The following is a 24,380-nucleotide window of genomic DNA, read 5'->3' as shown; positions in this document are numbered from 1 at the left end:
CGTGAAGTGAAATTTACGAGAGTGTCTGTCCCAGGGAAAACGCCGAGGAGAACGCACATGGACGTGCATGAGTATCAAGCCAAGGAGCTGCTCGCCGGATTCGGCGTCGCGGTTCCCAAGGGCGCCGTGGCCTTCAGTCCCGATCAGGCGGTCTATGCCGCCACCGAGCTCGGTGGCTCGTTCTGGGCGGTGAAGGCACAGATCCATGCCGGCGCGCGTGGCAAGGCCGGCGGGATCAAGCTGTGCCGGACCTATAACGAGGTCCGTGACGCGGCCAAGGATCTCCTCGGCAAGCGCCTCGTCACCCTGCAGACCGGCCCCGAGGGCAAGCCGGTCCAGCGCGTCTATATCGAGACCGCCGATCCGTTCGAGCGCGAGCTCTATCTCGGCTACGTCCTCGACCGGAAGGCCGAGCGCGTCCGCGTCATCGCCTCCCAGCGCGGCGGCATGGATATCGAGGAAATCGCGGCCAATGAGCCCGAGGCCCTGATTCAGGTCGTGGTCGAGCCGGCCGTCGGCCTGCAGCAGTTCCAGGCCCGCGAGATCGCGTTCCAGCTCGGCTTGAACATCAAGCAGGTCTCGGCCGCCGTGAAGACGATCATGAACGCCTACCGGGCGTTCCGCGATTGCGACGGCACCATGCTGGAGATCAACCCGCTGGTCGTAACCAAGGACGACCGCGTCCTGGCCCTCGACGCCAAGATGTCGTTCGACGACAACGCCATGTTCCGCCGGCGCAACATCGCCGACATGCACGATCCCTCGCAGGGTGACCCGCGCGAGGCCCAGGCCGCCGAGCACAACCTCAGCTATATCGGCCTCGAAGGCGAGATCGGCTGCATCGTCAACGGCGCCGGTCTCGCCATGGCGACCATGGACATGATCAAGCATGCGGGTGGCGAACCCGCGAACTTCCTCGATGTCGGCGGCGGCGCCTCGCCGGACCGTGTGGCGACGGCCTTCCGCCTCGTCCTCTCCGACCGCAACGTGAAGGCGATCCTGGTCAACATCTTCGCCGGCATCAACCGCTGCGACTGGGTCGCCCAGGGCGTGATCCAGGCGGCCAAGGAAGTGAAGATCGACGTGCCGCTCATCGTCCGGCTCGCCGGCACGAATGTCGAGGCGGGCAAGAAGATCCTGGCCGAAAGCGGCCTCGACCTCATCACCGCCGACAGCCTGTCGGACGCCGCGACCAAGGCCGTCGCAGCCTGCGACGCCGCCAAGAACGACTCTGGCAAACGCAACCACTAAAGACGGGGAGGATACGTCATGAGCATTCTGATCGACGAGAAGACCCCGATCATCGTCCAGGGCATCACCGGCGATAAGGGCACGTTCCACGCCAAGGAGATGTTGGAATACGGCTCCAACGTCGTCGGCGGCGTCACCCCCGGCAAGGGCGGCAAGACCCATCTCGGGGTGCCGGTGTTCAACACCGTCAAGGAGGCCGTGGAGGCCACCGGCGCCACCACCTCGATCACCTTCGTCGCCCCGCCCTTCGCGGCCGACGCGATCATGGAGGGTGCCGATGCCGGCCTCGCGCTGATCTGCTCGATCACCGACGGCATCCCGGCGCAGGACATGATGCGGGTGAAGCGCTACCTGCGCCGCTACCCCAAGGACAAGCGCACCATGGTGGTGGGCCCGAACTGTGCCGGCATCATCTCGCCCGGCAAGTCGATGCTCGGCATCATGCCCGGCCACATCTACCTCAAGGGCAATGTCGGCGTGATCTCGCGCTCCGGCACCCTCGGCTACGAGGCCGCAGCGCAGATGATGGAGCGGGGCATCGGCATCACCACCTCCGTCGGCATCGGCGGCGACCCGATCAACGGCTCGTCCTTCCTCGATCACCTCGCTCTGTTCGAGCAGGATCCCGAGACCAAGGCCGTGCTGATGATCGGCGAGATCGGCGGTCCGCAGGAGGCCGAGGCCTCGGCCTGGATCAAGGAGAACATGACGAAGCCCGTCATCGGCTTCGTCGCCGGTCTCACCGCGCCGAAGGGTCGCCGCATGGGTCATGCCGGCGCGATCATCTCCGCCACCGGCGATTCTGCCGCCGAGAAGGCCGAGATCATGCGCTCCTACGGCCTGACGGTCGCCCCGAGCCCCGGTGATTTCGGCTCGACGGTCGAACAGGTGATGCGCAAGCTCGCGGCCTGAGAGCAAGACCTCTCCGTCCCGGCTAGGCCTCTCCCTCCCCGCATGTGCCCTCCCTCCTCGGCGGGGGAGGGAACGGCACCCCAACCATAGGGCTCGAACGCCCCCCTTGATCGCTCCGGTGCTGCGTTCCATGCTGCCGGAGCGGTCGCTTTCCACCGTTGCCCGCACGACCCGGCGGCCATCGGCTCAACTCTGTTCGAGGTGGCCATCCGATGACCGATACCCTCCACGCCCCGGTCGGATCCCTCGACCATCCCTTCGCGCCGCCGGTCATCACCGGCACCTCGTCGAAGGAGGCGCTCGACATCCTGTTCCACGCCCTGCTCGAAGTCGCCCGCCGCCACGAGCCGGAACTGGAAGCCGTCCTTCTCGGCACCGCCAACATCTCCGAATTCTCGCCCGAGCTCCTCGCCCGCGCGCTCCAGGTGCAGGGCATCTGGTTCCAGCTGCTCTCCATCGCCGAGCAGAACGCCGCCATGCGCCGGCGCCGGCACGTGGAGCGCACCAAGGGACGGGCAGATCTCAGCGGCAGCTTCAGCGCGGTCCTCGCGGATGCGGTGAAGAACGGCATCAAGGCGACCGAGATCCATACCCTGCTGAAGGATCTTCGTATCCGCCCGACCATCACGGCCCACCCCACCGAGGGCAAGCGCGTGACGGTGCTCGAGAAGTTCCGCCGCATCTATCTTGTCCTGCGCGAACTCGAACTGCCGCGCTGGACCGAGCGTGAGCGCACCGGGCTGATGAACGAGCTGCGCGACCAGATCGAACTCGTCTGGATGACCGGCGAACTCCATCTCGAGAAGGCCACCGTCGAGCGCGAGGTCGCCTGGGGGCTGCACTTCTTCGACGAGACCCTGTTCGAGATGCTGCCGGAAGTCCTCTACTCGCTCGAGGAATCGCTCGCCGAATACTATCCGGACGAGAAGTTCGAGGTGCCGGCCTTCTTCCAGTTCGGCTCCTGGATCGGCGGCGACCGCGACGGCAACCCCTACGTCACCTCGTCGGTGACCCGCGCCACGCTCCAACGCAACGCGCTCGCCTCCCTGCGGCGCTATCGCGACGGCGTCACCGCGCTCGGCCGCACGCTCTCCCTAACCGAGCGCTCGCTGCCGGTGCCGGCGACGTTCACGTCGGAACTCGCCCAGCTGCTCGCCGAGAGCGGAGACGGCCGCGCCATCGCCAGCCGCAACCCCGGCGAGGCCTATCGCCAGTTCCTCACCTGCATCCTGCGCAAGATCGAGGCGACGATCGCGCGCAACAAGGGACTGCGCTCGACCGGACCGGATTATCCGAGCGCCGACGGGCTCATCAACGACCTGCGCCATCTCGAGGCCGGGCTCGCCGACGCCAATTGCCCGTCGCTGGCGACCGACCTCGTGCGCCCGGTGCGCCGCATGGTCGAGATCTTCCGCTTCTCGACGGTGCGCCTCGATCTGCGTGAAAACACCACCCGGACCACGAAGACGCTCAACGCCCTGTGGCAGCAGGCCCACGGCCAGAACAAGACACCGCCCGCCCTCGAATCGGCGGAGTGGAAGAACTGGCTGCTCAGCGAACTCGCCAAGCCGATGCACGGCGAGCGCTCGTTCGAGAGCCTGCCCGACGACGCCCGCGAGACGCTGGAAACCTTCGCCCTCGTCGGCGAGATGCGCGAGCAGCTCGACCGCGAGGCCTTCGGCTCCTTCATCCTGTCGATGACCCGCTCGGTGCCCGACATTCTCGGCGCCTACCTCCTCGCCAAGGAGGCCGGCAACTTCCTCGATTCCACCGGAACCGAGATCTGCTGCCTGCCGATCGTGCCGCTGTTCGAGACGATCGACGACCTTCGCGCCGCGCCCGCGATCATGAAGGAGCTGTTCTCGATCCCGGTGGTCCGCCGCTCCACCCGCTGGCAGGGCGGTGTGCAGGAAGTGATGATCGGCTACTCGGATTCGAACAAGGATGGCGGTTTCGTCGCCTCGAACTGGGAGCTCTACAAGGCCCAGGACAAGCTGACCCAGCTCGGCAAGTCGTCGGGCGTGCCGATCGCCTTCTTCCACGGTCGCGGCGGCTCGGTCAGCCGCGGCGGCGCGCCGACGGCGCGGGCCATCGCCGCCCAGCCGCCGGGCTCGATCAACGGCCGCTTCCGCACCACCGAACAGGGCGAGGTCGTCTCGTTCAAATACGCCAACCGGGGCACGGCCGCCTACCAGATGGAGCTGCTGGCCTCGTCGGTGTTCGAGCACGCCCTGAAATCGGAGCGCGAGGCGGCCAAGATCCCGCGCAACGAATTCGACGATACGCTCGAGGCGCTGTCGGGCGCCTCGCGCGCGGCCTACGTCAACCTGATCCAGCACCCCGACCTCGTGACCTATTTCCAGGCCGCGAGCCCGCTCGACGAGATCGCGCTGCTCAATATCGGCTCGCGCCCGGCACGACGCTTCGGCGCCCGCTCGCTCGCCGACCTGCGCGCGATTCCCTGGGTCTTCGCCTGGTCGCAGAACCGGCACGTCATCACCGGCTGGTACGGGGTCGGCTCCGGCCTGAAGAGCTTCATCGACGTGCGCGGGGCGCAGGGCGAGGCGCAGCTGAAGCGTCTCTTCGCCGAATCGAAGCCGTTCCGTCTCATCCTCGACGAGGTCGAGAAGACGCTGCTGATGGTCGATCTCGAGATCGCCCGCGATTATGCCGGGCTGGTGGCCGACGAGAATGCCCGTGCCACCATCTTCCCGCTGATCGAGGCCGAGTACGAGCTGACCCGCGAGATGGCGCTTCGCGTCAGCGGCGGCACCGAACTCGCCGAGCGGTTTCCCCTGTTCCGCGACCGCCTCAACGGCCGGCTGCCGACGATCAACCAGGTCAGCCGCGAACAGGTGGAGCTGCTGCGCCGCTTCCGCGCGGAAGAGGACGAGGATAAGCGCGAGGCGGTGAAATCCGCCCTGCTGCTCTCGATCAACTGCATCGCCGTCGGCTTCGGCGCGACAGGCTGACGGCTTTGTAAGAATACCGAGGGCCGGCCACGGCCCTGGGACCGGCGCGAAAGCGTATCCCGACCGGTATGGTGGACCGCGTTTTGCGGTCTCGACCAACGACCAGAACACGAACCCAGAGGAAGGATTTCCCGATGAGCTTTACCCTGATCCAGCAGGCCACCCCGCGCCTGCACCGCTCGGAACTCGCCGTTCCCGGCTCCAACCCGACCTTCATGGAGAAGTCCGCGTCCTCCAAGGCCGACGTCATCTTCCTCGACCTCGAAGACGCCGTCGCTCCCGACGACAAGGAGCAGGCCCGCAAGAACATCATCCAGGCGCTCAACGAGATCGACTGGGGCAACAAGACCATGATGATCCGCATCAACGGTCTCGACACCCACTACATGTACCGCGACGTGGTCGACATCGTGGAGGCCTGTCCGCGCCTCGACATGATCCTGATCCCCAAGGTCGGCGTGGCGGCCGACGTCTACGCCATCGACGTGATGGTGACGCAGATCGAACAGGCCATGAAGCGCGAGAAGAAGATCGGCTTCGAAGTGCTGATCGAAACCGCCCTCGGCATGGCCAACGTGGAAGCCATCGCGACCTCCTCGAAGCGCCTCGAAGCCATGTCCTTCGGCGTGGCCGATTACGCCGCCTCGACCCGCGCCCGCTCCCAGGTGATCGGCGGCGTGAACCACGATTACAGCGTGCTCACCGACAAGGACGAGGCCGGTAACCGCCAGACCCATTGGCAGGACCCGTGGTTGTTCGCCCAGGCCCGCATGATGGTGGCGTGCCGCGCCTATGGCCTGCGTCCGATCGACGGCCCGTTCGGCGACTTCTCCGATCCGGACGGCTACGTCTCCGCCGCCCGCCGCTGCGCCGCGCTCGGCTACGAGGGCAAGTGGGCGATCCACCCCTCGCAGATCGATCTCGCCAATGACGTCTTCACCCCCTCGGAGGCCGAGGTCACCAAGGCTCGCCGCATCCTGGCGGCGATGGAAGACGCCGCCAAGGCCGGCAAGGGCGCCGTCTCCCTCGATGGCCGCCTCATCGACATCGCCTCGATCCGCATGGCCGAGGCGCTGATCGAGAAGGCCAACGCGATGGCCGCCAACTGAGCGACGCCACCACGACATGGACGGCCGCTCCCCATTCGGAGCGGCCGTCTCACGATGGAGACGGGTGGCCCATGCTGATCATGTCCATCGATCCGCTCATCGCCGCCGGCGTCGTCCTCGCCACGGCGGTGACCGATGCGGCCTACGTCTTCTTCAACGCGGCGGTGGCGGGCCGCCAGCGTGTCCGCGCGGCGAATTGGAGCGCGATCTGGTACCTGCTCTCTGCCTTCGCGGTCATCAGCTACACCCAGAACGCGCTCTACGTGCTGTTCGCCGCCCTGGGCTCCTGGCTCGGCGCCTATGCATCGGTGACGTGGCTGGTCCGCCGCGCCGAGACCGGAACCATCCGCCACCCCTGACGCTTTTGCGCTTCCGTACCCCGAACGGGGCGGGACACCATGGAGATACCCCCATGCACGTGACCATCGAAGACGCTCACAAGGCCATCGAGGCCGCCCGCGCCAAGGCGGTGGAACTCGACACCCAGATGTGTATCGCCGTGGTCGATTCCGGCGGCAACCTGAAGGCGTTCTACCGGATGGACGGGGCCTGGGTCGGCTCCATCGACATCGCCCAGAAGAAGGCCAAGACCTCGGTCTTCTTCGGCATGATGACGGGCCAGATCGGCCAGCTGTCGCAGCCGGGCGGCCCGCTCTTCGGCATCGAGCATTCCAACGAGGGTTTGATCACCTTCCCCGGCGGCATCCCGATCGTCGACAAGGACGGCGAGATGTCCGGCGCCATCGGCGTCAGCGGGTCGAGCGTCGAGAACGACCACGCAGTGGCGCTCGCCGGTGCCAGCTCGATCGGTGCGACCGAGCTGCCGGCCCATCCCTGGCGGACCTGAACCGGCGTCACGGACGCCAATCATCGGGTGCGGTGCACCCGATGAACACCGTCGGTTAAGCATGCGCGCCCTATCACGGTCCGACCAATCCGAGCCGTGACAGGAGCGCCGATGACCCGGGAACAACTCGCCACCGAACTGAAGCGCATGGCCACCGCGCAGGTCGCCGACATCGAGCGCGCGGTCAAGGACGGCCACCGGACCATCGCCCTCAACGAGCTGGCCGATCTCAACCGACAGCTGAAGGCCCTGGCCGCGGCGGTGAAGGCCAGGCCCGTCATCCGGGCCTGAACCGTCAATAGCGCGGATCGGGTCCGCGCCCATCCTCGGGGCGCTCATCGATGCGGCGCTCGTCGAGGGGCGGCTCCTCGGAGAGCCGATCTTCCCCGGAAAAGCGCTCGACGGGGCGTTCGTCGGCGTAGCCGCCTCTCTCGGAGCGGCCCTCCACGCCATAGGCAGGCGGAACGTCGCGCGGCGGCAGCAGCCTCGGCGGGAGAGGCCTCGGCTCGCGCTCGAACCGGAACCGGTCGGGCCGCTCCTCGCAGATCGTCACCCGCTTCACGATCTCCTCGCCCTCCGGCGTCACCCGACGCCGGATCACCGTCCGGCACGGCTCGATCGGGCGCGGCGGGCCCCGCTCGAGCCCGAATTCCTCGACCGGAGGCGGCGGCCGACGCTCATCCCGGAATTCGCGCGGCGCGCCGTAGGGCACAGGCTCCGGAAAGTCCGCCGCGCGCGCAGGCAGGGCACCGAGCGTCAGGGCGAGGACACCGGACAGGACAGCCGGCGTAAGGCGCCTGCCATGCGACGAGAACTGGTTTGCGGCCACGGAACGTCTCCGGAGAGAGGACCGCCACCCGCCATGGGTTCGCGGCACCGGATCATCCTGCAACGGACGAGCTGAACCGCGGTGTGCGCGGCCGCTCGGCCAGTATTCATCTTGGCCTTCCGCGTATCGGAAAGGCTCACGCTTCGCCGTCGGCGGCCTTCTGCTCCTCCACCTCCGGCGCGACCTGGCCGAAGTTCAACACCGCCACCAGCGCGGTCCCGCCGAAGACGTTGCCGAGCAGGGTCGGCACGAAGAATGTCCACAGATAATCGTCCATCGCTGCATGGCCGGTGAAGACGAGGTAGAACGTGTCGACCGAGCCGGCCACGATATGGGCGAGGCCGCACATGGAGACGAGCCACGTCATCAGGATGACGATGAAAGGCGCGGCGGTTCCCGTCGCCGGCAGCATCCACACCATCAGCGCGATGAGCCAGCCGGCGAAGACGGCCTTGATCGCGGTGGTCCAGAACGGCGCCTCGATGGTGTGATGGCTAATCGCCACGAAGGCCTCGCGGACGGGCGGGCTGAACGCCTCGGTGCCGGCGAGCACGGCGGCGATGATGGCGGTCGCCAGGATGTTGCCGACGAGGACGATGCTCCACAGGCGCATGACCCGCATCAGGGTCGCGACGCTGCGGTCGTGCAGCAGCGGCAGGATCGGGGTCAGGGTGTTCTCGGTGAAGAGCTGCTGACGGCCCAGGACCACGATGAGGAAGCCGGTGGCGTAGCCCATGCTGGTGATGAGCTCGGCCCAGGGCGCGTCGGGCAGATGGGCCTTGAGCACGCCGGGCACGATGAGCGAGAAGCCCATGGTCAGGCCGGCGGCGATGGCGGACAGGAACAGCGCCCCGCCCGTCCGCCGCAATTCCTCGTCACCCTCCTTGCGGATGACTTCGTGGAGCTGGAAGGCGTCGGGCCGCGCGACGTCCTGGCCGGCTGCCGCCTCTCCACCGGAGGAATCCGACCCCGTGCGATCCTCGTGCCGGCTCATCGGGAATCCTCGATCGTGGCCCCGTTCTGTCGCAGGCCTCGATGAGGGAAACGGCCAATCAGCCGGCGGTTCCATTCCTCAATCCGGCCACGAGGCGGTCCACCTCGATCCGGGCCCGGTCGACCGCCTCGGAATCCTTGCCGCGCACGACGATGCGGTTGGCGAAACCCTGCGGCGTCATCGACGGATAGGAGCCGATGGAGACGCTGGCATGCGCCTTCGCGATCTCGGCCAGGGCCGAGGCGTAGTGGCCCTCGGGCAGGGTGCCGGCCTCGATCGTCTCGGACAGGACGCGCGCGCCTGTATCAAGGGTCGGGCCGATCTGATCGAGCATGGCCTGCATGATCGCCGGCACGCCGGCCATGACGAAGACGTTGCCGATGCGAAAGCCCGGCGCCTTCGAGATCGGGTTGGCGATGAGATCGGCGCCGGCGGGAATGCGCGCCATGCGCAGCCGGGCCTCGTTGAGGTCTTCCGGCTTGTGCCGCTCCAACAGCATCGCCTTCGCCCGCGGATCGACGTCGATGGTCACGCCGAAGGCGGCCGCCACGCAATCGGCGGTGATGTCGTCATGGGTCGGCCCGATCCCGCCCGTGGTGAAGAGATAGGTGTAGCGCGCCCGCAGCGCGTTGACGGCCTCGACAATCTCCTCCGCCTCGTCGGGAACGATGCGGACCTGGCGCAGGTCGATGCCGATGGCGGTGCAATACTCGGCGATGGTGCCGATGTTCCTGTCCTTCGTGCGCCCTGACAGGATCTCGTCGCCGATGACGAGGATCGCGGCGGTGATGGGCGGTGAGGCAGGCGAGGTCATCATGGTCCGTGGCGGGCGCGAGGCAGTGACGCTGCTGACCTAGCGCGACTATGCCGACCTGACCATGGCGGGTGGCATCGGCCCGGATCGCGAGGGCCTGCGAGATTTGGACATCGGACGCTCGGTCCCCGCCGTTGAACGTCGGGGAAGGGGTGGGGAGCCGCGATTAGGGCTTGGCCCTGAAGCGGACCTTCCCGTTCCGACCAAACCTCGTCCTAGCAAGCGATCTCGGTTTTGCCCGGAAGTGGCTATTCGCCGATGGAGCGCTACGGAACCATGGAGTTATCTACTGAGCGAGGATGCGCTTGCGCCGCTGCGATGTCGCGGTTTTTCGAAGGATCCGTGAGAGTTGCTCCACGGAGTAGGGCTTGTTGAGCAATTCGAACCCGTCGGTGCCGTTCTGCGCCAGGACATGGCTGTAACCCGAGGTCAGAACGACCGGAAGGTCGTGATGTTGGCGACGGATCGCTTGAGCGAGGTCGATGCCGTTCATGCCGGGCATCACGACGTCCGAGAACACCACGTCGAACCGATCCGCGCCTTTGGCAAGTTCGGCCAGGGCCTCGTCGGAATTGGCTGCCCAGATCGCATGGTATCCCAGTTCGGCGAGGGTCTGGGTCGCAAAAATGCCGACGTCGATATTGTCCTCGACAACGAGCACACAGGTTCCATGCCCATCCATGAGCGGCTCGGGCTCACGCATGTCGAGAACCTCTGCCTTCTCCTCCGACCGCGGGAGATACAGGGTGAAGGTGGTACCGCTCCCGACCTCGCTCTCGACGGTCACCTCGCCGCCCGATTGTTTGGCGAACCCGAAGACTTGGCTCAGGCCGAGGCCTGTGCCCTCGCCGACGCCCTTGGTGGTGTAGAACGGCTCGAAGATCTGATCGAGTTTGCCGGTCGGGATGCCGCAGCCGGTATCCGTTACCGACACTGCGACGAACCCGCCGGTGACAGCAGGCTGCCGACGCATGGCGGGCATCTTTTCGACCGGGCGCACGCTGATCACAAGCCGGCCTTCCCCGTCCATCGCATCCCGGGCGTTGACGGCCATGTTCACGAGTGCGGTATCGAACTGGCTCGGGTCGGCATCGACGAGGCAGGTCTCCTCCGAAAAGTCGATCGTAATCTCGATGCGCGAGCCGGTCAGCGTTTTCAGCATCTCGCCGATGGCCCGCACTCTGTCGGAGACAACGAAGACCTCGGGCTTCAACGCTTGACGTCGGGCAAAGGCCAAGAGCTGCCCGGTGAGCTTGGCGGCTCGGTCCACCGTGCTGGAAATCGCGGCGATGTAGCGCTGGCGGCGTTCTTCGGCGAGATCGGGCCGCTTCAGGAGATCCGTGGAGGACTTGATGACGGTCAGCAGATTGTTGAAATCATGCGCTACGCCTCCGGTGAGCTGGCCGACGGCCTCCATCTTCTGCGCCTGGCGAAGCTGCTCCTGCATGCTGAATACTTCGGCCGCCGTGGTCTTTTCGCGGGTCACGTCACGACCGCTGCCGTAGATCAGTTCCCCTTCCGGCGCTGCCACCCAGGACACCCAGCGGTCGCCGCCATCCCTGTGCAGCATACGGGTCTCGTAAGCGGCGAGTGGCGTCACGGCGCTCTCGGACAGCGCCCCGTCACTCGCCGCGCGATGCTCGGGATGGTTGAACTCACGATGGTGTCGTCCGACCACCTCATCCGGATTCCAGCCGAGGATGGTCCCCCAAGCGCGATTCGCCGCCCGAATGGTCCCCGAGCTGTCCAGCACGACCTGGAGATCCTGCGAGTTCCTCCAGGCTCGGTCACGCTGAACCGTGGTGTTCGCAACGCGCCGATGTGCGTCGAGGTGGAAGGCGATGAGGTCGGCAAACAGCTTGAACATGCCGATCACTTCCGGCCGTTTCAGCTGTGCCGGCCGCGGATCGATGGCGCACAGGGTCCCGAAGAACGCACCGTCCGGCATCAGGATGGGCATCGAGATGTAGCTCTGGAAGCCGTACAGAGCCGGAGTGGGGTGCCCGCAATAGGATTGATCCTCGGCCACATGATCGATCACCACGGCGCTGCGCGACTGCCGGATCTCGTGGCAGATCGTGGTGGCGACCTGCAACTCACCGCCAGGCCGAAGGCCGAAGGCGATATCGTCACGGACCGCACAGGTCACCCAGCGGTCCTCCGTCACCCGTGCGACGGCAGCAAACCCCATTCCGGTCGTGCGACAGACGACATCGAGAATTGTGGGGATCGCCTGGATGCTCGCGATGTCCACGATGTCGGCAGCGAAATCGTGGGCTTCCATGAACCCACCTTCAGTGTTGTTCATAACGCGCGGGTACTTCTGGCCTGTAAGCGACGGTGCGGCCGACGACTCGGACGTGCTCGACCAGCAGCCGAAACCCAGCGCAAACCACCTCACCACCATTGCCGTAGTGGCGAAAGATCATCCCGATCAATCCCTCATGGACAAGCGGAACGTCGCAGATCCACTCTTCTCGAATGGAGAGCATCGGACGTCGCTCCGAGCTGCGACATCGAACAGGGTGATGGTAGTCACGGTTCTTCTCACTTTGCCGGTTGGGTCCGCGCGGTGAGCTTGTTCCCGTCCGGATCGCGAAGGTAAGCGACAAAAGACCCATTGGGTCGCTCGGCGGGCGGACTCTCGACTGCGGCACCACCATTCACGGTGCCGGCTTCATGCCACGCAAGAACATGCTGGCGGCTCGCTGCTACGATACCGATAGTCCCGCCATTGGCTGCGGTTGCCGGTCGGCCGTCGATCGGTGTCGTGATCATCAGCCGGCTGCCCTCATGGGAGTAGATCAGCCTGCCTGTGGCATCCACCTTGCCCGGCGCGCCTCCCAACGCGCCGAATGTGGCATCGTAGAACCTTTGGGCTCGCTCCAGGTCGTTGCTGCCGATCATGACGTGAGTGAACATGATTTATCTCCGAAACGTGTCAGCACGCGATAGCCGTGGCCGAACGCGCAGAGGAGACGTTCAACGCAATGCGGCGAGCCATCACTCTGCGCCGTTCAGAGTCCGGCCGAAGAGTGCGAACAACTCATCCCAGCCACGCTCGGCTTCGTCATGGTTGTAGACGGGAAAGTCCGGTATCATCCAGCCATGCGCGGCCGGGTAGGTTCGCGTTGTATGACGCACGTCAGCCCGCGTCAGGGAATTCTCCAACCGTTCGGCCATCGCGGGCGGGTAGCTGCCGTCGTTCTCGGCAGCCGCGACATAGATCTCCGCCTTTAGCTTCGGCGCGAACAGGTGGGGGCTTGTCGGCGCTTCGTTTGCGAGGTTGCCACCATGATAGCTGGCAGCCACCGCAAAACGGTCGGGGTAAGCTCCAGCCGATACCAGGGCCATGCCGCCTCCCATACAGAAGCCCACCGCACCGGCCTTGCTGCCCGCGACGTCATTGCGCGTGTCAAAGTAGGTAAGGAAGGCTTCCGTGTTTTGAGCGGCCTTGTCGTTCCCCGTCGTGGCCATCAATGGCCCGAGAATCGCACGAAAGTCGCCCGCGAACACTTCCTTGGGCTTGAACGGACCGTAGGGGCCGTATCGATAGAAGAGGTCCGGCAGCAAGACGAGGTAGCCGGCGTCGGCGAGACGCTGCGCCATGTCGAGCATCGCTGGCCGAATCCCACCGGCGTCCGCGTAAAAGATCACCCCGGGCCATGATCCGCCGCTGCCGGGTGTCATGATGTGCGAAGGACAAACCCCATCGCGCGTCAGGATCGTGACATGCTCGCTAGGCATCAGGTGGTCCTCGGTCAGACGTCTTAAAGGTCCGCCTCGAACTCTTTAGGTCCGTAAGCGGACTGGCAGCAAACCACCCGACTTGGTCGTGGTCTCCGATTGATCGACTGGTTCGCAGCGGCCGCTCCCAGCTTCCGCGAAAGGGCGCCATCGAACGAGACCAAGCATCGGATCTTCAAGGCTGGAACCTCATCCCGAAAAGTGGCACCCGGCTCTCGAAAGACGGCGATGCCTGAGCCCAGTCGCCGGTTCGGATGTCGAGTTCATACCCATGAGATTTCCCGGCACGCTGATCGAGGGCCGGCTGGTCCGTCGCTACAAGCGGTTCCTCGCCGATATCGAACTGGCGGATGGCAGCCTCGTCACGGCGCATTGCGCCAATCCGGGCGCCATGCTCGGGCTCGACCGGCTCGGATCGCGCGTTCTGCTCTCGGTCTCGACCAATCCGGCGCGCAAGCTCGGCTTTTCCTGGGAATTGGTGGAGGCCGACCTGCCCGGCGGCCCGCAATGGGTCGGCATCAACACCATGCGGCCGAACGCGCTCGTCGCCGAGGCCTTCACCGAGGGGCGCCTCGCGCCGCTGGCGGGCTATGCGACGCTGCGTCCCGAGGTCCGCTACGGTCGCGCCAGCCGGGTCGATTTCCTGGCCACCGGCGAGGGCGTGCCGGCCTGCCACGTGGAGGTGAAGAACTGCCACCTGCTGCGCGAGCCGGGCCTCGCCGAGTTTCCCGATTGCGTCGCCGCCCGCAGCGCGCGGCACATGGACGACCTGACGGAGGTGGTCGCGCAAGGAGGCCGGGCGATGCTGATCATCGTGGTGCAGATGCAGGCCGAGCGGTTCGACGTGGCGCGCGACCTCGATCCGGCCTTCGACCGCGCCTTTGCCAGGGCCGCGGGCGGCGGGGTCGAGATTCACGCCTATCGCTGCCGGATCGATCCCACGGAGGTGACCATCGCCGACCCCATTCCCGTGGTCTCACGGATTTGAGCGGGGCGACGAACCGGCTTTCTCCGAACCGTGCGATTTCATGGGTCCGCCCGCCGATTTCGTGCCATGCTCGCATCCCTACGATCCCGTGGCCCTACGACCCAAGGAGACGATCATGGCGACTGAGAAACCACGCGGTGGCCGCGAAGCGAAGAAGCCGAAGAAGCCCGTCGTCAAGACGATCGCCGCGGCCCCCTCGACCAAGGGCACCGTGAGCATCGGCGCCAAGAAGTAGCGCCGGAAACCTCGTCAGGCGGGGCTTGCCGCTCCCGGCAAAACTCTGCCGAGTTCGAGGAGAACGATCTCCGGCGGCACCCCGATACGGATCGGGACGCGGCTGACGCCGAAACCGCCGGAGACGATCATGTGCCGTCCGTCCTGGACAACATGGCCGTAGGACAGGTCCTTGCCGTCGACGCGCGGGATCAGCGGCGAAGTTCCGAAAATCCGGATCTGGCCGCCATGGGTATGGCCGGACAAGGTCAGCGAGACGCGCTCGGGCACGCGCGGGAAGATATAGGGTTCGTGCGCCATCAGGATCACCGGCGCATCGTCGGTCACCTGCGCCATCGTGCCGGAAAGATCGTCCCGCCCTCGGCGATCCCCCCGCATCAGGAACGGCTCCTGGTCCCCGAGGCCGGCGATCCAGAACGGCAGGCCGTCCTTCACCAGCCTCAGGACCGTGTTCTCCATCACCGGGATGCCGCGCGCTTCGAGCGCGCGCTGCGATTCCACCGGCCCGCGCCGGGTCTTCTGGGCGATCCTGTCGTCCCACCAATCGTGGTTGCCGAGGATGGCATGAGTTCCGAGCGGCGCGCGAAGGCCCTCGACGACCCGGGCGAAGTCGATAAGCGGCACCTTGCGCGTGGTCACGCTGGGGCCCGACGGATAATCTCCCAAAAGCAGGATGAGGTCGGGGTGGAGCCGGTTCGTCGCGTCGACGATCTCGGCGATCCGGTCGAGCGGCATGGTCGGCTCGCCCACGTGGAAATCGGCCAGGACCGCCACCGTCAGGCGCGGCCCCGTGGACCAGCCGGGCAGCACGGGCGCATAGCGCGTCACCACGAGCCTGTGGCGCGGCTCGATCACGAAGCCGTATGCCCCCGTGGCGGAGACGAGCGCCGTCGTCGCGCCGATCCCGGTCAGGAACTGCCGTCTCGTCGGCAGGATCAGCATGTCATCGCCCTCGGTCGCCGGTCTCGCGCTGAGTCATAGCGCAAGAGCGGTTCCGAATCCGGCACGGACGCGATCGGAGAGGAGGGTTCGAAGGCCCCGTTCAACGGACCGAGCCTCGACGGGCTCGGTCGGACGGTTCGGCCACACAGTCTGGACCGGACGGCGTATCGCCCCGGTCGGGTACGCCCTCAGACTAGAGGCGCATCCTCGTGCTGGAAGCGGGAGGCCTGATGGCGGGCGGCGACTTTCAGGGCCGCCTGCTTGGCGGCGGACGCGGCCACGTGAACGGCTGCGGCGAGGGCGGGCAGGGCCACGGGGCGGAAGCCTTCGCGATCGGTTACCAATCCGGACGCACGATGCGTCGACGAGGTGGCCACGCGCTGGTTCTGGTCGGGGCGGGACATGGGAACGGGTCCTGTTTCGCGATGTCGGAACGCCGCCAGATCCTCGATCGTCTGGTCGGCGGTCACGCCGGTCGCTCGGGCACCCTGGAATGGTTCGACCCGGACCGGCGCTGTACGGCACGGGTTCCATATGCGGCGAAAGATTATGAACGGGAGCTTAAGGATAGCCCGAGTTGACCAGGGTAAAGGTCGTACTCCTTCTGGCTGAGTGTATTGCAACACAGGTGAGAAATAGTGCCAAAATAAAAAATACAATGCCGCGGCGCAATCTCACCTTTGATGCGACGCGGCAGATCTGGACTTTTCTGTGGCGCAGCGCATCACGGCGCCGGCTGCAGCCCTTCCGACGCGATCCAGGCCTCGGTCCGGTCAAGGGCGCGGATCAGGCGGTCGAACAGCGTATCGATCTCGTCGTCGGAGATGACGAGGGGAGGGCAGACCGCGATCCGGTCGCCGGCGAGGAACCGGACGATCAGCCCCTCGCCCTGGGCGAAGGCGACGCAGCGGGCGGCGACCCCGGCCTTGGGCTCGTATTGGCGCTTCGAGGCCTTGTCGGCGACGATCTCCAGGCCGCCGATGAGGCCGATGCCACGGGCCTCGCCGACGATCGGGTGGTCGGCCAGGGCCGAGAGCCGGGCCTGGAAATGCGGCGCCTTCTCGGCGACGCCCTCGACGATGCGGTCGCGCTTGTAGATCTCGATGGTCTTGAGCGCGACGGCGCAGGCGACGGGATGACCCGAATAGGTCGTGCCATGGCCGAAGGTGCCGAGCTTGGCGCTCTGCGTCACCATCGCCTTGTAGAGCGGCTCGTCGATGCTGATGCCGCCGAGCGGCATGTAGCCCGAGGTCACGGCCTTGGCGAAGGACAGGCTGTCCGGCCGCATCCCGAGGGCTTCCGAGCCGAACCAGGTGCCGAGGCGGCCGAAGCCGCAGATCACCTCGTCGGCGATGAAGCGCACGTCGTAGCGGTCGAGCACCGCCTGGATCTTCTGGAAATACCCGGCCGGCGGGGCGATGGCGCCGCCGGCTCCCATCACCGGCTCGGCGACGAAGGCGGCGACGGTATCCGGCCCTTCGCGCAGGATCAGGGCTTCGAGCTCATCGGCGAGGCGCTGGGAGAACGCCTCCTCGGTCTCGCCGGCCTCGGAGAAGCGGTAATGATGCGGGCAGCCCACATGCAGGAAGCCCGGCAGCGGCAGGTCCCAATCGGCATGGTTGGCGGTGAGCCCGGTCATCGAGGCCGAGGCGACGGTGACGCCGTGATAGCCCTTGATCCGCGAGATGATCTTCTTCTTGGCCGGGCGGCCGAGGGCGTTGTTGAGGTACCAGGTCAGCTTGACCTGGGTGTCGTTGGCCTCAGACCCCGACGAGGTGAAGAAGATCTTCGAGGTCGGGATCGGCATCAGCTCCTTCAGCGTCTCCGCGAGCTCGATCGCCGGATCGTGGCTGCGCCCCGAGAACAGATGGGTGAAGGGCAGGCGCGACATCTGCTCGCTCGCCGCCTCCACAAGCTCCTCGTTCGAGTAGCCCAAGGCCGTGCACCACAGGCCGGCCATGCCTTCGAGATAGGGCCGGCCGTCGCTGTCATAGACCCAGACCCCGTGGCCGCGCTCCAGCACCAGGGGGCCGGTCTCACGGAAGGTGGAGAGGTTGGTGTAGGGATGGATCAGCGTTTCGACGTCGCGGGTCGCGAGGTTCGAGAGCATGGGCCTGCCGTTACCTGTGGAAGCGGGCCGGTTCGGCCCCGTGTTCACGCGATGCCACACTAGCGAGCCGAGCGGCCGGTAGAAACCCGTCCCGGCATCGGCGCGTGCGGTCGAGCGAGAGGTGCGCCGGGCCAGGGGGGCAGCAGTCGTCCGGCCGCTCTGTTGCGCCATGCGTGACAGCCCATGGTGGACATCCGACGCCGGGTGCCCATTCCCTTCAAAGAAGCGGGAATCGGCCCGCACCAGGAGACGCACATGCCCTTCGCTCGCATCGATCTCGTTCAGGGCAAGTCCGCTGACTACCGCCGCACGATCGGCGATGTCGTCTACGAGGCTATCGTCTCGGCACTCGGCGCTCCGAAAGACGACCGCTTCCAGGCGATCACCGAGCACGCGCCCGAGAACTTCATCGTCGACCCGACCTACCTCGGCATCGCGCGGACGGCAGATTGCATCGTGATCCAACTCACCCTCAACAGCGGCCGTTCGATCGAGCAGAAGCGCAACTTCTACAAGCAGGTCGCCGATGGGCTGCACGAGCGTCTCGGACTGCGCCGCGAGGACGTCTTCATTAATCTCGTCGAGGTCGTGAAAGAGAACTGGTCCTTCGGCAACGGCGAGGCCCAGTACGCGACTTGACGGCCACGACGTGCGGCTGCTTCGCGTTGGGAGCGAGCCACGGCCGAGGGTGAGATCCATTGAATGGTCACCACTGGAACGTCAATGCGATCTCGAACCCCAGAGACCTCATAGCGGCGCTTGCCGCAGAGCCTAGCCCCGACCTAGGCTAACCCAGCCGCAAGCCGTTCCGGACGTAAGCTCAAGGACGACCGAAAGGTCGGGCACGAGGCATTGCGGTGCCTTTGAACGCCATTCCCATGCCACCGCTTATGATGGCGTTTGCCATCGCCTTGGTACGTTTGCTCTATATGGCCGGACTTGTAGGTGACACCGAACGTGCGCCGCAATCCCTTGCCGCCGACGCCTTGACGCGGCCTGACGAACAAGTGGATCGCATAGAACTACAGTTGCAGGGGCATATGTGTGTTCTGCAGGATGGTGACAGCGGTCGCAGACACCGCATCACCGCCCTATCGACACGGGCTGCTGTTGAATGAGACTCCGTGGGCGGACCTCCATCCGGCGGATCGGTCCCGCTCCGGGTTTCAAACCGGGGCACGACCCGGTATCGATCCACACACCTCACGCCTCCCATTCGCACGAATGTCCCCGCGCATGCTCGATCCCGCAACCTTCGTGGCTCATCCGGCGCCGGGGCGCTCGTGCGGGACCTGCACCCTGTGCTGCAAGGTCTACGACGTTCCGGCGGTGGAAAGCGTCGCCGGCCAATGGTGCCGGCACACGCAACAGGGGAGGGGCTGCGCCATCCATTCGACGCGGCCGGACCATTGCCGCGCCTTCCACTGCCTCTGGATGACGGAAGCCTGGCTCGGGGCCGAGTGGAAGCCGGAGCGGGCCAAGATGGTGCTCGCCCTCGATCCCGTGACCAAGAACATGAACGTCCAGGTCGATCCCGGCCAGCCGAACGCCTGGCGGCGCGAGCCCTATCACGGCCAGTTGCGGCGCTGGGCCGCCGCCTCCCTGGCGCAGGACCGGCTCGTCCTCGTCCATCTCAACAAATCCACCACCGTGATCCTGCCCGACCGTGACGTGGCCCTCGGCGTGTTCGAGCCCGGCGACAGGATCGTGCGGCGCGAGCGCGCGGGCGCCTTCGATGTCGTCAAGGTGAGTGCCGGCACGTGACGTCGACCCGACCTGACCGCCTCGCCGGCATCCTGTTCGACAAGGACGGCACCCTCGTCGATTTCGACCGGACCTGGGGGCCTGCCGCCTATGCGGTGATGGACATTCTGGCAGGATCCGACCGCGCCCGCCTCGAAGACCTGATGGCGGTGAGCCATTACGTCGAGGAGGAGCGCCGCTTCCTGCCGAGCTCTCCCCTCATCGCCGGCTCGTCGGCCGCCTATGGCCCGCTCTGGGCAAAGGTTCTCGGCCGGCCGGCGGGGCCGGCGCTGTATCGGGAGATGGATTCGCTGTTCCGGCAGGAAGGGCTGAGGCATCTCCGTCCGATCGGCGACCCGGCCGCGATGGCGCGAGCCCTTGTCGATGCGGGCTACGCCCTCGGCATCGCCACCAACGATTCAGAGGCCTCGGCCCGGGCCCAGGGCGAGGCCTTGGGTCTGACCCCGCACCTCACCTACGTCGCGGGCTACGATTCCGGGCATGGCGCCAAACCGGAACCCGGCATGGTCAGCGCCTTCGCCGCCCATCTCGGCATCGCGCCGGACCGCCTCGCCATGGTCGGTGATTCCCCCTACGACCTCGTCGCCGGGAGCGCGGCCGGCGCGATCACCATCGCCGTCATGAGTGGGCCCATGGGGGAGGCCGCCCGCGAGGCCATGGCGCCGCTCGCCGACCATGTGATCGCATCGATCGGTGACCTTCCCGCCTTGCTCGATGACATCGCGGATGGGGCGCAGGCGAGATCCGCCGGGTGGCAGCCGGGACGTTGAGCGAAGGCCGTTCACCGATCCGGCCGACCGTGATGGAAGGGGAATTTTTACCCGCAAGGGCCATATTCACCGCTGTCGTTTCCGGGCGCCCGGCCTTGCCGATGCGGCCCCATCGGCACCGGCGGCAGGACGCTGTCGCGCCCTGATGTTTCGCCCGAACGTCCTCCCCGACCATCGGCTTGACTGCGTGAGTTCCCGACGATGCCTCCTCACGATCGCACCGGCTCCTTTGGCACCGGATTGAATGCTCCGACGAAACGTGACCTTCTTCGCGGGGCCGCCGGTACCGCACTCACCGCCACGCTCCCCTTCCTCGCCTCGCCGGCCCTCGCGCAGACGGGCAACGCGCCGAAACACGTGCTCGTCCTTGGCGCCGGCATGTCAGGTCTGACGGCCGCCCTGGCTCTTCTGCGCAGAGGCCATCGCGTCACGGTGATCGAGTACCAGGATCGTATCGGCGGTCGCCTCTACTCGCTTCCGCTGAAGAACGGGCAGTTCACCGAGGCCGGCGGAGGACACTTCAGGTCCAACATGCCCTACGTGCTGAGCTACGTGCGGCGCTTCAACCTGCCCCTTCTCAGCCTGAATGACGGCCTTCCCCGCTACATCGTGGGCGGCAAGACCGGGACGGGCGCCGATCTCGCCAACTGGCCCTGGCCGGTCTCCCGCGAGGAACGCAACGTCAGCGTCGCCACCAGCCTCAACCGCTATCTCTACCGGGCCGGGCTCGACACCGATTCCGTCCTCGATTCGCGCTGGCCCGACCCGGAATCGCTGGCCCGCTATGACAACGTCACCGTGGGCGACCTCGTGAAGGGCGTCGGCGCCTCGGACGCGTTCTGCCAGCTCCTCGACGCCCATGGCGGCACCTTCACCAGCCGCTCGCAGGCGCTGGGGGCCATCCCAGACCTGGCCTACCATTTCGGCGACCAGAACGTGTTCCGCATCGAAGGCGGCAACAATCGCCTGCCGATGGCCCTCGCCGGGGCGATCGGCCCGACGAACGTCGTCCTCAAGGCCGAGGTGGTCAGCATCGAGCAGACCGACGGCGGCGTCCGTGTCGGAACTCGCGACGGGCGCGACTTCAGCGGCGATGCGATCGTGTCCACGATCCCGTTCAGCGTCCTAGGCGATATCGAGGTAAAACCCGGCTGGTCGGAGGGCAAGCGGCGGATGTTTGCCGAGATGGAATGGGACAAGACCGTGAAGGTCATCGTCCAGACCAGGACGCCTTCATGGCTCTCCAAGAACGTCCATGGCTGGCCCATGGCCGGCGGTGACAGGCCCTGGGAGCGGGTCATCGACATCACCGGCAACGAGACCGGCTCGCATGGAAACGTCTTCTTCTACCTCAACGGAGCGAATGCGGAGGCGATCCTGGCCCGCCCCCGCGAGACGCGCGCTCAGGTGACGGTCGACCAATTCCGCGCCGACATGCCGGACCTGTTCGACGAGGTGATCACGGTGAAGGACTTCGCCTGGACCGAGCAGCCCTGGATCAAGGGCTCGTTCGGCTCGCCGCCGCTCGGCGGCGGATGGATGATCCGGGAATGGACCCAGCCCGAGGGCCGCATCCATTTCGCCGGCGACTTCACCAGCCTCAAGACCGGCTGGGTCGAGGGAGCGATCGAGGCCGGTCTTCGCGCTGCCCGGCAAATCGACCCGCTGGTCCAGGCGGAAGGCCGCCCGGTGATCCGTCAGAGTCTCTGACGCGGAAAAACCGAAGGCGATCAGCCGCCCGACTCGGCGCGGGCGACATCGCGCCACTTCAGAACGAGCTGTTCGAAGGCCGCGATGTCCTCCTGCGGCAGGGTGCCGAGGGTGCGCGCGACATAGGCCGTCTGCGCGGCGATTCCGCGCGCCGCGATCTCGATGCCCGCCGCCGTGAGGTGTAGAGCATGCGAACGCCGGTCGCCGGGAATGGCATGACGCTCGACGAGGCCGGCCTCCACCAGCCGGTCGATCAGCCCGGAGACGTTGCCCTTGGTCACGTAGAGCCGCGCGGCGAGATCCTGCTGCGTCAGACCTTCACGCTCGGTCAGCGTCGAAAGCACGTCGAATTGCGGGATCGAGAGGCCGAGACCGCGCAATTCCGCCGCCATCGCCCCCGTTACCCGCCGGTTGAGGCGAATGAAACGGAACCAGACCCGCAGCGGGTCGCCCGCTTGCGCATCGGTCACGTCGGGGCGGGTCGCGGCGTCTAGACTCATGTCATGCCGCTATAGCAGAACCGGGCCGCATCGACAGCCCGCCGCAACTCGCGGGTGGCGTCGGCATGCGAGGCCCGGTAAAGCTCGGACCCAAGCGCGCGGATACGACTTCCCCATGGCGCAGCGATCTCCCGGACAGCGATTTCACTGGTCTCATGCGTCGTTCGCTCATCGAGGAGCCCATCACCCGCGCCGGCCCGCTCTCCCGCGGCACCGCCATTCTGTCCGTCCTCGTCACCCTGTTCGCGCTCGTTCTGGTGCGGGATCCGCGGGCGGACGAGGGGCCCGCGCTGGTGACCCTGGGGTCCGGCCTCGTCCTGGCGGTCATAGCGATCGCCTTCTCCCTCTTCGCATTCGTTCGGGTCTGGCGTGAGGGCGCACGCGGATTGGGAAGCGCGATCGCCGGCCTGCTCATCGCCGCGATCCTCCTCGGCTATCCCGCCTTCATCGGCTTCCGCAGCCTGCGCCTTCCGGCCATCGCCGATGTCACCACCGATACCGACAACCCGCCCGCTTTCTCGCGCTCGCACGCTGCTTTCGCCGCCCGGGAAGGACATTATCCTCCCGATCCCGGACCGGAATCGCGGACGGCGCAGCGCGCCACCTATCTTCAGATCGCGCCGCTCACCCTCGACCTCGACGCGAACGCCGCGTTCGAACTCGCCCGCAAGGCCGCCGTGAACCGCAAATGGCAGATCGTGGAAGCGATCCGCCCCGGCGGCAGGGTCGGCAACGGCCGGATCGAGGCGGTGACGCGCGGGCTCATCCTGAACCTCGCCAACGACGTCACCGTGCGGGTCCGGCCGAGGGCGGACGGAGCCCGGATCGATGTCCGCTCGGCCTCCCGGATCGGCGACCGCGATTTCGGCGCCAATGCCGACAGCATCCGGGCCTATCTCGACGAGGTCGCCAACCTCGCCATCGCCGTCAAGTGAGCGATCAGGCCGGCGCGTAGATGCTGTCGAGGCGCGGCGGACCGTCGGTGACGATGATTCCCCGCTCAACCAGATCCTCCAGATGGGCGAAGACCGAGAGCGCGGCAGCGCCCTGCAGGGCCGCACTCAGCCCCTGATAGATGACCCCGACGATGGAGCGGATGTCGCGGTCTCCGGCCTCGATCCGTGCGCGGATCGCGCTCTCACGCTGTCGCCGATGGGCAGCGAGGCCCCGCACGAACCGCCGCGGATCGCGCACCGGGCCACCGTGACCCGGCCAGTAGATCGTCTCGTCACGCCCGCGCAGCGCCTCGAGCGACGCCATATAGGCGCGCATCGACCCGTCGGGCGGTGCCACGATGGTGGTGGACCAGGCCATCACGTGATCGCCCGAGAACAGGGTCGCCTCCTCGGGCATGGCGAAGGCGAGGTGATTCATGGTGTGGCCGGGCGTCTCCACCGCCTCCAGCGTCCAGCCGGGTCCCTCCAGCCTGTCTCCCTGCGTCATCTGACGGTCGGGACGGTGGTCGCGGTCCGCGCTGGCGTCGAGATGCGGGAACTCGCCCTCCGCGAGGAGCCTCGCGGCACGGTGCGGACCACAGCCGACGATGGGCGCGCCCGTTTCCGCCTGGAGCAGCCGCGCGCCCGGAGAATGGTCGCGATGGGTGTGGGTAACGACGATGGCTGTGAGGCGCTCACCGGCGATCGCGGCAATGAGCGCAGCGACGTGAGCCGGATCGGCGGGGCCTGGATCGATGATCGCGACCTCGCCGCGTCCGACGATGTAGCTGCAGGTGCCGCTCGACGTGAAGGGACTCGCGTTGGGACAGATCCGTCGTCTCACCAACGCCGTGAGGTTCACCGTCTCGCCGTTCGTGGGCGATGCAGAATCGAAATTCGGATCGACCCCGGTGTCGCCTTCGTCGTTGCTCTTGGTCATGCGCTAACCTGG

The 24,380-nt window shown here is 66.6% G+C and carries 24 protein-coding genes and 1 pseudogene; 13 read left to right on the top strand and 12 right to left on the bottom strand.

Features of this window, described 5'->3' with window-relative positions; genetic code table 11:
- The first annotated feature begins 57 nt into the window (after window positions 1-57).
- The 7 genes from A3OK_RS0110805 to A3OK_RS0110775 all read left to right on the top strand — a co-directional run bounded on the left by A3OK_RS0110805 (window position 58) and on the right by A3OK_RS0110775 (window position 7,382).
- On the top strand, window positions 58-1,251 hold the full coding sequence (locus A3OK_RS0110805) for a malate--CoA ligase subunit beta (RefSeq protein WP_019904880.1): 1,194 nt from the start codon (window positions 58-60) through the stop codon (window positions 1,249-1,251).
- Between the two features lie 18 nt (window positions 1,252-1,269).
- Window positions 1,270-2,163 (top strand): succinate--CoA ligase subunit alpha, encoded by an 894-nt coding sequence (gene sucD, locus A3OK_RS0110800; protein WP_019904879.1) that lies wholly within the window; start codon window positions 1,270-1,272, stop codon window positions 2,161-2,163.
- A gap of 212 nt (window positions 2,164-2,375) precedes the next feature.
- Window positions 2,376-5,135: a phosphoenolpyruvate carboxylase gene (locus tag A3OK_RS0110795; protein ID WP_019904878.1), complete on the top strand. Its 2,760-nt coding sequence runs from the start codon at window positions 2,376-2,378 to the stop codon at window positions 5,133-5,135.
- A gap of 134 nt (window positions 5,136-5,269) precedes the next feature.
- Window positions 5,270-6,244: a CoA ester lyase gene (locus A3OK_RS0110790; RefSeq protein WP_019904877.1), complete on the top strand. Its 975-nt coding sequence runs from the start codon at window positions 5,270-5,272 to the stop codon at window positions 6,242-6,244.
- A 77-nt stretch (window positions 6,245-6,321) separates the two neighbouring features.
- Window positions 6,322-6,603, top strand: a complete 282-nt coding sequence (locus A3OK_RS0110785; RefSeq protein WP_036302776.1) for a hypothetical protein — start codon at window positions 6,322-6,324, stop codon at window positions 6,601-6,603.
- A gap of 53 nt (window positions 6,604-6,656) precedes the next feature.
- Window positions 6,657-7,091 (top strand): heme-binding protein, encoded by a 435-nt coding sequence (locus A3OK_RS0110780; protein ID WP_019904875.1) that lies wholly within the window; start codon window positions 6,657-6,659, stop codon window positions 7,089-7,091.
- A 111-nt stretch (window positions 7,092-7,202) separates the two neighbouring features.
- Window positions 7,203-7,382, top strand: a complete 180-nt coding sequence (locus A3OK_RS0110775; protein WP_019904874.1) for a hypothetical protein — start codon at window positions 7,203-7,205, stop codon at window positions 7,380-7,382.
- Window positions 7,383-7,386: 4 nt separating this feature from the next.
- Here A3OK_RS0110775 and A3OK_RS23320 read toward each other — a convergent pair whose 3' ends face one another.
- The 6 genes from A3OK_RS23320 to A3OK_RS0110745 all read right to left on the bottom strand — a co-directional run bounded on the left by A3OK_RS23320 (window position 7,387) and on the right by A3OK_RS0110745 (window position 13,475).
- Window positions 7,387-7,920 carry a hypothetical protein gene (locus A3OK_RS23320; RefSeq protein WP_019904873.1) on the bottom strand — a complete coding sequence of 178 codons (534 nt, stop codon included), beginning with the start codon at window positions 7,918-7,920 and terminating at the stop codon, window positions 7,387-7,389.
- A 136-nt stretch (window positions 7,921-8,056) separates the two neighbouring features.
- Window positions 8,057-8,914 carry a formate/nitrite transporter family protein gene (locus tag A3OK_RS0110765; protein WP_019904872.1) on the bottom strand — a complete coding sequence of 286 codons (858 nt, stop codon included), beginning with the start codon at window positions 8,912-8,914 and terminating at the stop codon, window positions 8,057-8,059.
- A 58-nt stretch (window positions 8,915-8,972) separates the two neighbouring features.
- Window positions 8,973-9,728 (bottom strand): molybdopterin-binding protein, encoded by a 756-nt coding sequence (locus A3OK_RS0110760; RefSeq protein ID WP_026597136.1) that lies wholly within the window; start codon window positions 9,726-9,728, stop codon window positions 8,973-8,975.
- Window positions 9,729-10,014: 286 nt separating this feature from the next.
- The gene (locus A3OK_RS0110755; RefSeq protein WP_051092921.1) at window positions 10,015-12,036 is read right to left on the bottom strand and encodes an ATP-binding protein; all 2,022 of its coding nucleotides are present in this window, start codon (window positions 12,034-12,036) and stop codon (window positions 10,015-10,017) included.
- Between the two features lie 239 nt (window positions 12,037-12,275).
- Complete coding sequence (locus A3OK_RS0110750; RefSeq protein WP_019904869.1) at window positions 12,276-12,650, bottom strand: VOC family protein; 375 nt, start codon at window positions 12,648-12,650, stop codon at window positions 12,276-12,278.
- 81 nt (window positions 12,651-12,731) lie between these two features.
- Window positions 12,732-13,475, bottom strand: a complete 744-nt coding sequence (locus A3OK_RS0110745; RefSeq protein ID WP_036302242.1) for a dienelactone hydrolase family protein — start codon at window positions 13,473-13,475, stop codon at window positions 12,732-12,734.
- A gap of 271 nt (window positions 13,476-13,746) precedes the next feature.
- Between A3OK_RS0110745 and sfsA the strand changes: the two genes are divergently transcribed.
- Entirely contained in the window at window positions 13,747-14,463 is a 717-nt protein-coding gene (gene sfsA, locus A3OK_RS0110740; RefSeq protein WP_019904867.1) for a DNA/RNA nuclease SfsA, read from the top strand.
- A 249-nt stretch (window positions 14,464-14,712) separates the two neighbouring features.
- Here the strand turns inward: sfsA and A3OK_RS0110730 are convergent, their stop codons facing one another.
- The 3 genes from A3OK_RS0110730 to A3OK_RS0110720 form a co-directional block, all read right to left on the bottom strand.
- Complete coding sequence (locus A3OK_RS0110730; protein ID WP_019904865.1) at window positions 14,713-15,639, bottom strand: metallophosphoesterase; 927 nt, start codon at window positions 15,637-15,639, stop codon at window positions 14,713-14,715.
- A gap of 188 nt (window positions 15,640-15,827) precedes the next feature.
- The gene (locus A3OK_RS22675; protein ID WP_155912001.1) at window positions 15,828-16,043 is read right to left on the bottom strand and encodes a hypothetical protein; all 216 of its coding nucleotides are present in this window, start codon (window positions 16,041-16,043) and stop codon (window positions 15,828-15,830) included.
- A 320-nt stretch (window positions 16,044-16,363) separates the two neighbouring features.
- Complete coding sequence (locus A3OK_RS0110720) at window positions 16,364-17,749, bottom strand: aminotransferase (RefSeq protein ID WP_019904863.1); 1,386 nt, start codon at window positions 17,747-17,749, stop codon at window positions 16,364-16,366.
- Between the two features lie 255 nt (window positions 17,750-18,004).
- On the opposite strand from A3OK_RS0110720, the gene A3OK_RS0110715 reads away from it, so the two are divergent.
- Window positions 18,005-18,388: a tautomerase family protein gene (locus tag A3OK_RS0110715; protein WP_026597134.1), complete on the top strand. Its 384-nt coding sequence runs from the start codon at window positions 18,005-18,007 to the stop codon at window positions 18,386-18,388.
- 245 nt (window positions 18,389-18,633) lie between these two features.
- Here the strand turns inward: A3OK_RS0110715 and A3OK_RS24575 are convergent.
- Window positions 18,634-18,837: pseudogene (locus tag A3OK_RS24575) on the bottom strand (hypothetical protein); the annotation flags it as partial.
- Between the two features lie 148 nt (window positions 18,838-18,985).
- Here A3OK_RS24575 and A3OK_RS0110710 point away from each other — a divergent pair.
- The 3 genes from A3OK_RS0110710 to A3OK_RS0110700 all read left to right on the top strand — a co-directional run bounded on the left by A3OK_RS0110710 (window position 18,986) and on the right by A3OK_RS0110700 (window position 21,993).
- Window positions 18,986-19,513, top strand: a complete 528-nt coding sequence (locus A3OK_RS0110710) for a hypothetical protein (protein WP_026597133.1) — start codon at window positions 18,986-18,988, stop codon at window positions 19,511-19,513.
- Window positions 19,510-20,283 carry an HAD family hydrolase gene (locus tag A3OK_RS0110705; RefSeq protein WP_019904860.1) on the top strand — a complete coding sequence of 258 codons (774 nt, stop codon included), beginning with the start codon at window positions 19,510-19,512 and terminating at the stop codon, window positions 20,281-20,283. The genes A3OK_RS0110710 and A3OK_RS0110705 overlap by 4 nt, the downstream gene beginning before the upstream one ends.
- 201 nt (window positions 20,284-20,484) lie before the next feature.
- Complete coding sequence (locus A3OK_RS0110700) at window positions 20,485-21,993, top strand: NAD(P)/FAD-dependent oxidoreductase (RefSeq protein ID WP_051092920.1); 1,509 nt, start codon at window positions 20,485-20,487, stop codon at window positions 21,991-21,993.
- Between the two features lie 20 nt (window positions 21,994-22,013).
- On the opposite strand, the gene A3OK_RS0110695 is transcribed toward A3OK_RS0110700, so the two are convergent.
- A complete protein-coding gene (locus A3OK_RS0110695) occupies window positions 22,014-22,493 on the bottom strand; it encodes a MarR family transcriptional regulator (protein ID WP_019904858.1) in 480 nt (159 codons plus the stop codon).
- Window positions 22,494-22,648: 155 nt separating this feature from the next.
- On the opposite strand from A3OK_RS0110695, the gene A3OK_RS0110690 reads away from it, so the two are divergent.
- Complete coding sequence (locus tag A3OK_RS0110690) at window positions 22,649-23,428, top strand: DUF1499 domain-containing protein (protein WP_019904857.1); 780 nt, start codon at window positions 22,649-22,651, stop codon at window positions 23,426-23,428.
- 4 nt (window positions 23,429-23,432) lie between these two features.
- Here A3OK_RS0110690 and A3OK_RS0110685 read toward each other — a convergent pair whose 3' ends face one another.
- Window positions 23,433-24,368 (bottom strand): MBL fold metallo-hydrolase, encoded by a 936-nt coding sequence (locus tag A3OK_RS0110685; protein WP_019904856.1) that lies wholly within the window; start codon window positions 24,366-24,368, stop codon window positions 23,433-23,435.
- Window positions 24,369-24,380: the final 12 nt, after the last annotated feature.

The sequence above is a fragment of the Methylobacterium sp. 77 genome, from assembly GCF_000372825.1.
GTDB lineage: Bacteria > Pseudomonadota > Alphaproteobacteria > Rhizobiales > Beijerinckiaceae > Methylobacterium.
Note: the sequence above shows the minus strand (reverse complement) of the source record. Positions and strands in the feature narration are given on the sequence as shown.

Excerpts from the sequence above, each read along its gene's own strand:
- A3OK_RS0110765 (WP_019904872.1), bottom strand. The coding sequence starts at position 8,914 with ATGAGCCGGCACGAGGATCGCACGGGGTCGGATTCCTCCGGTGGAGAG.
- A3OK_RS0110720 (WP_019904863.1), bottom strand. The coding sequence starts at position 17,749 with ATGCTCTCGAACCTCGCGACCCGCGACGTCGAAACGCTGATCCATCCC.
- A3OK_RS0110795 (WP_019904878.1), top strand. The coding sequence starts at position 2,376 with ATGACCGATACCCTCCACGCCCCGGTCGGATCCCTCGACCATCCCTTC.
- A3OK_RS0110780 (WP_019904875.1), top strand. The coding sequence starts at position 6,657 with ATGCACGTGACCATCGAAGACGCTCACAAGGCCATCGAGGCCGCCCGC.
- sucD (WP_019904879.1), top strand. The coding sequence starts at position 1,270 with ATGAGCATTCTGATCGACGAGAAGACCCCGATCATCGTCCAGGGCATC.
- A3OK_RS0110775 (WP_019904874.1), top strand. The coding sequence starts at position 7,203 with ATGACCCGGGAACAACTCGCCACCGAACTGAAGCGCATGGCCACCGCG.
- A3OK_RS0110745 (WP_036302242.1), bottom strand. The coding sequence starts at position 13,475 with ATGCCTAGCGAGCATGTCACGATCCTGACGCGCGATGGGGTTTGTCCT.
- A3OK_RS0110690 (WP_019904857.1), top strand. The coding sequence starts at position 22,649 with ATGCGTCGTTCGCTCATCGAGGAGCCCATCACCCGCGCCGGCCCGCTC.
- A3OK_RS0110710 (WP_026597133.1), top strand. The coding sequence starts at position 18,986 with ATGCTCGATCCCGCAACCTTCGTGGCTCATCCGGCGCCGGGGCGCTCG.
- A3OK_RS0110730 (WP_019904865.1), bottom strand. The coding sequence starts at position 15,639 with ATGCTGATCCTGCCGACGAGACGGCAGTTCCTGACCGGGATCGGCGCG.
- A3OK_RS0110685 (WP_019904856.1), bottom strand. The coding sequence starts at position 24,368 with ATGACCAAGAGCAACGACGAAGGCGACACCGGGGTCGATCCGAATTTC.
- A3OK_RS0110695 (WP_019904858.1), bottom strand. The coding sequence starts at position 22,493 with ATGAGTCTAGACGCCGCGACCCGCCCCGACGTGACCGATGCGCAAGCG.
- A3OK_RS0110760 (WP_026597136.1), bottom strand. The coding sequence starts at position 9,728 with ATGACCTCGCCTGCCTCACCGCCCATCACCGCCGCGATCCTCGTCATC.
- A3OK_RS0110715 (WP_026597134.1), top strand. The coding sequence starts at position 18,005 with ATGCCCTTCGCTCGCATCGATCTCGTTCAGGGCAAGTCCGCTGACTAC.
- A3OK_RS0110700 (WP_051092920.1), top strand. The coding sequence starts at position 20,485 with ATGCCTCCTCACGATCGCACCGGCTCCTTTGGCACCGGATTGAATGCT.
- A3OK_RS0110805 (WP_019904880.1), top strand. The coding sequence starts at position 58 with ATGGACGTGCATGAGTATCAAGCCAAGGAGCTGCTCGCCGGATTCGGC.
- A3OK_RS0110790 (WP_019904877.1), top strand. The coding sequence starts at position 5,270 with ATGAGCTTTACCCTGATCCAGCAGGCCACCCCGCGCCTGCACCGCTCG.
- A3OK_RS0110750 (WP_019904869.1), bottom strand. The coding sequence starts at position 12,650 with ATGTTCACTCACGTCATGATCGGCAGCAACGACCTGGAGCGAGCCCAA.
- A3OK_RS22675 (WP_155912001.1), bottom strand. The coding sequence starts at position 16,043 with ATGTCCCGCCCCGACCAGAACCAGCGCGTGGCCACCTCGTCGACGCAT.
- sfsA (WP_019904867.1), top strand. The coding sequence starts at position 13,747 with ATGAGATTTCCCGGCACGCTGATCGAGGGCCGGCTGGTCCGTCGCTAC.
- A3OK_RS0110755 (WP_051092921.1), bottom strand. The coding sequence starts at position 12,036 with ATGAACAACACTGAAGGTGGGTTCATGGAAGCCCACGATTTCGCTGCC.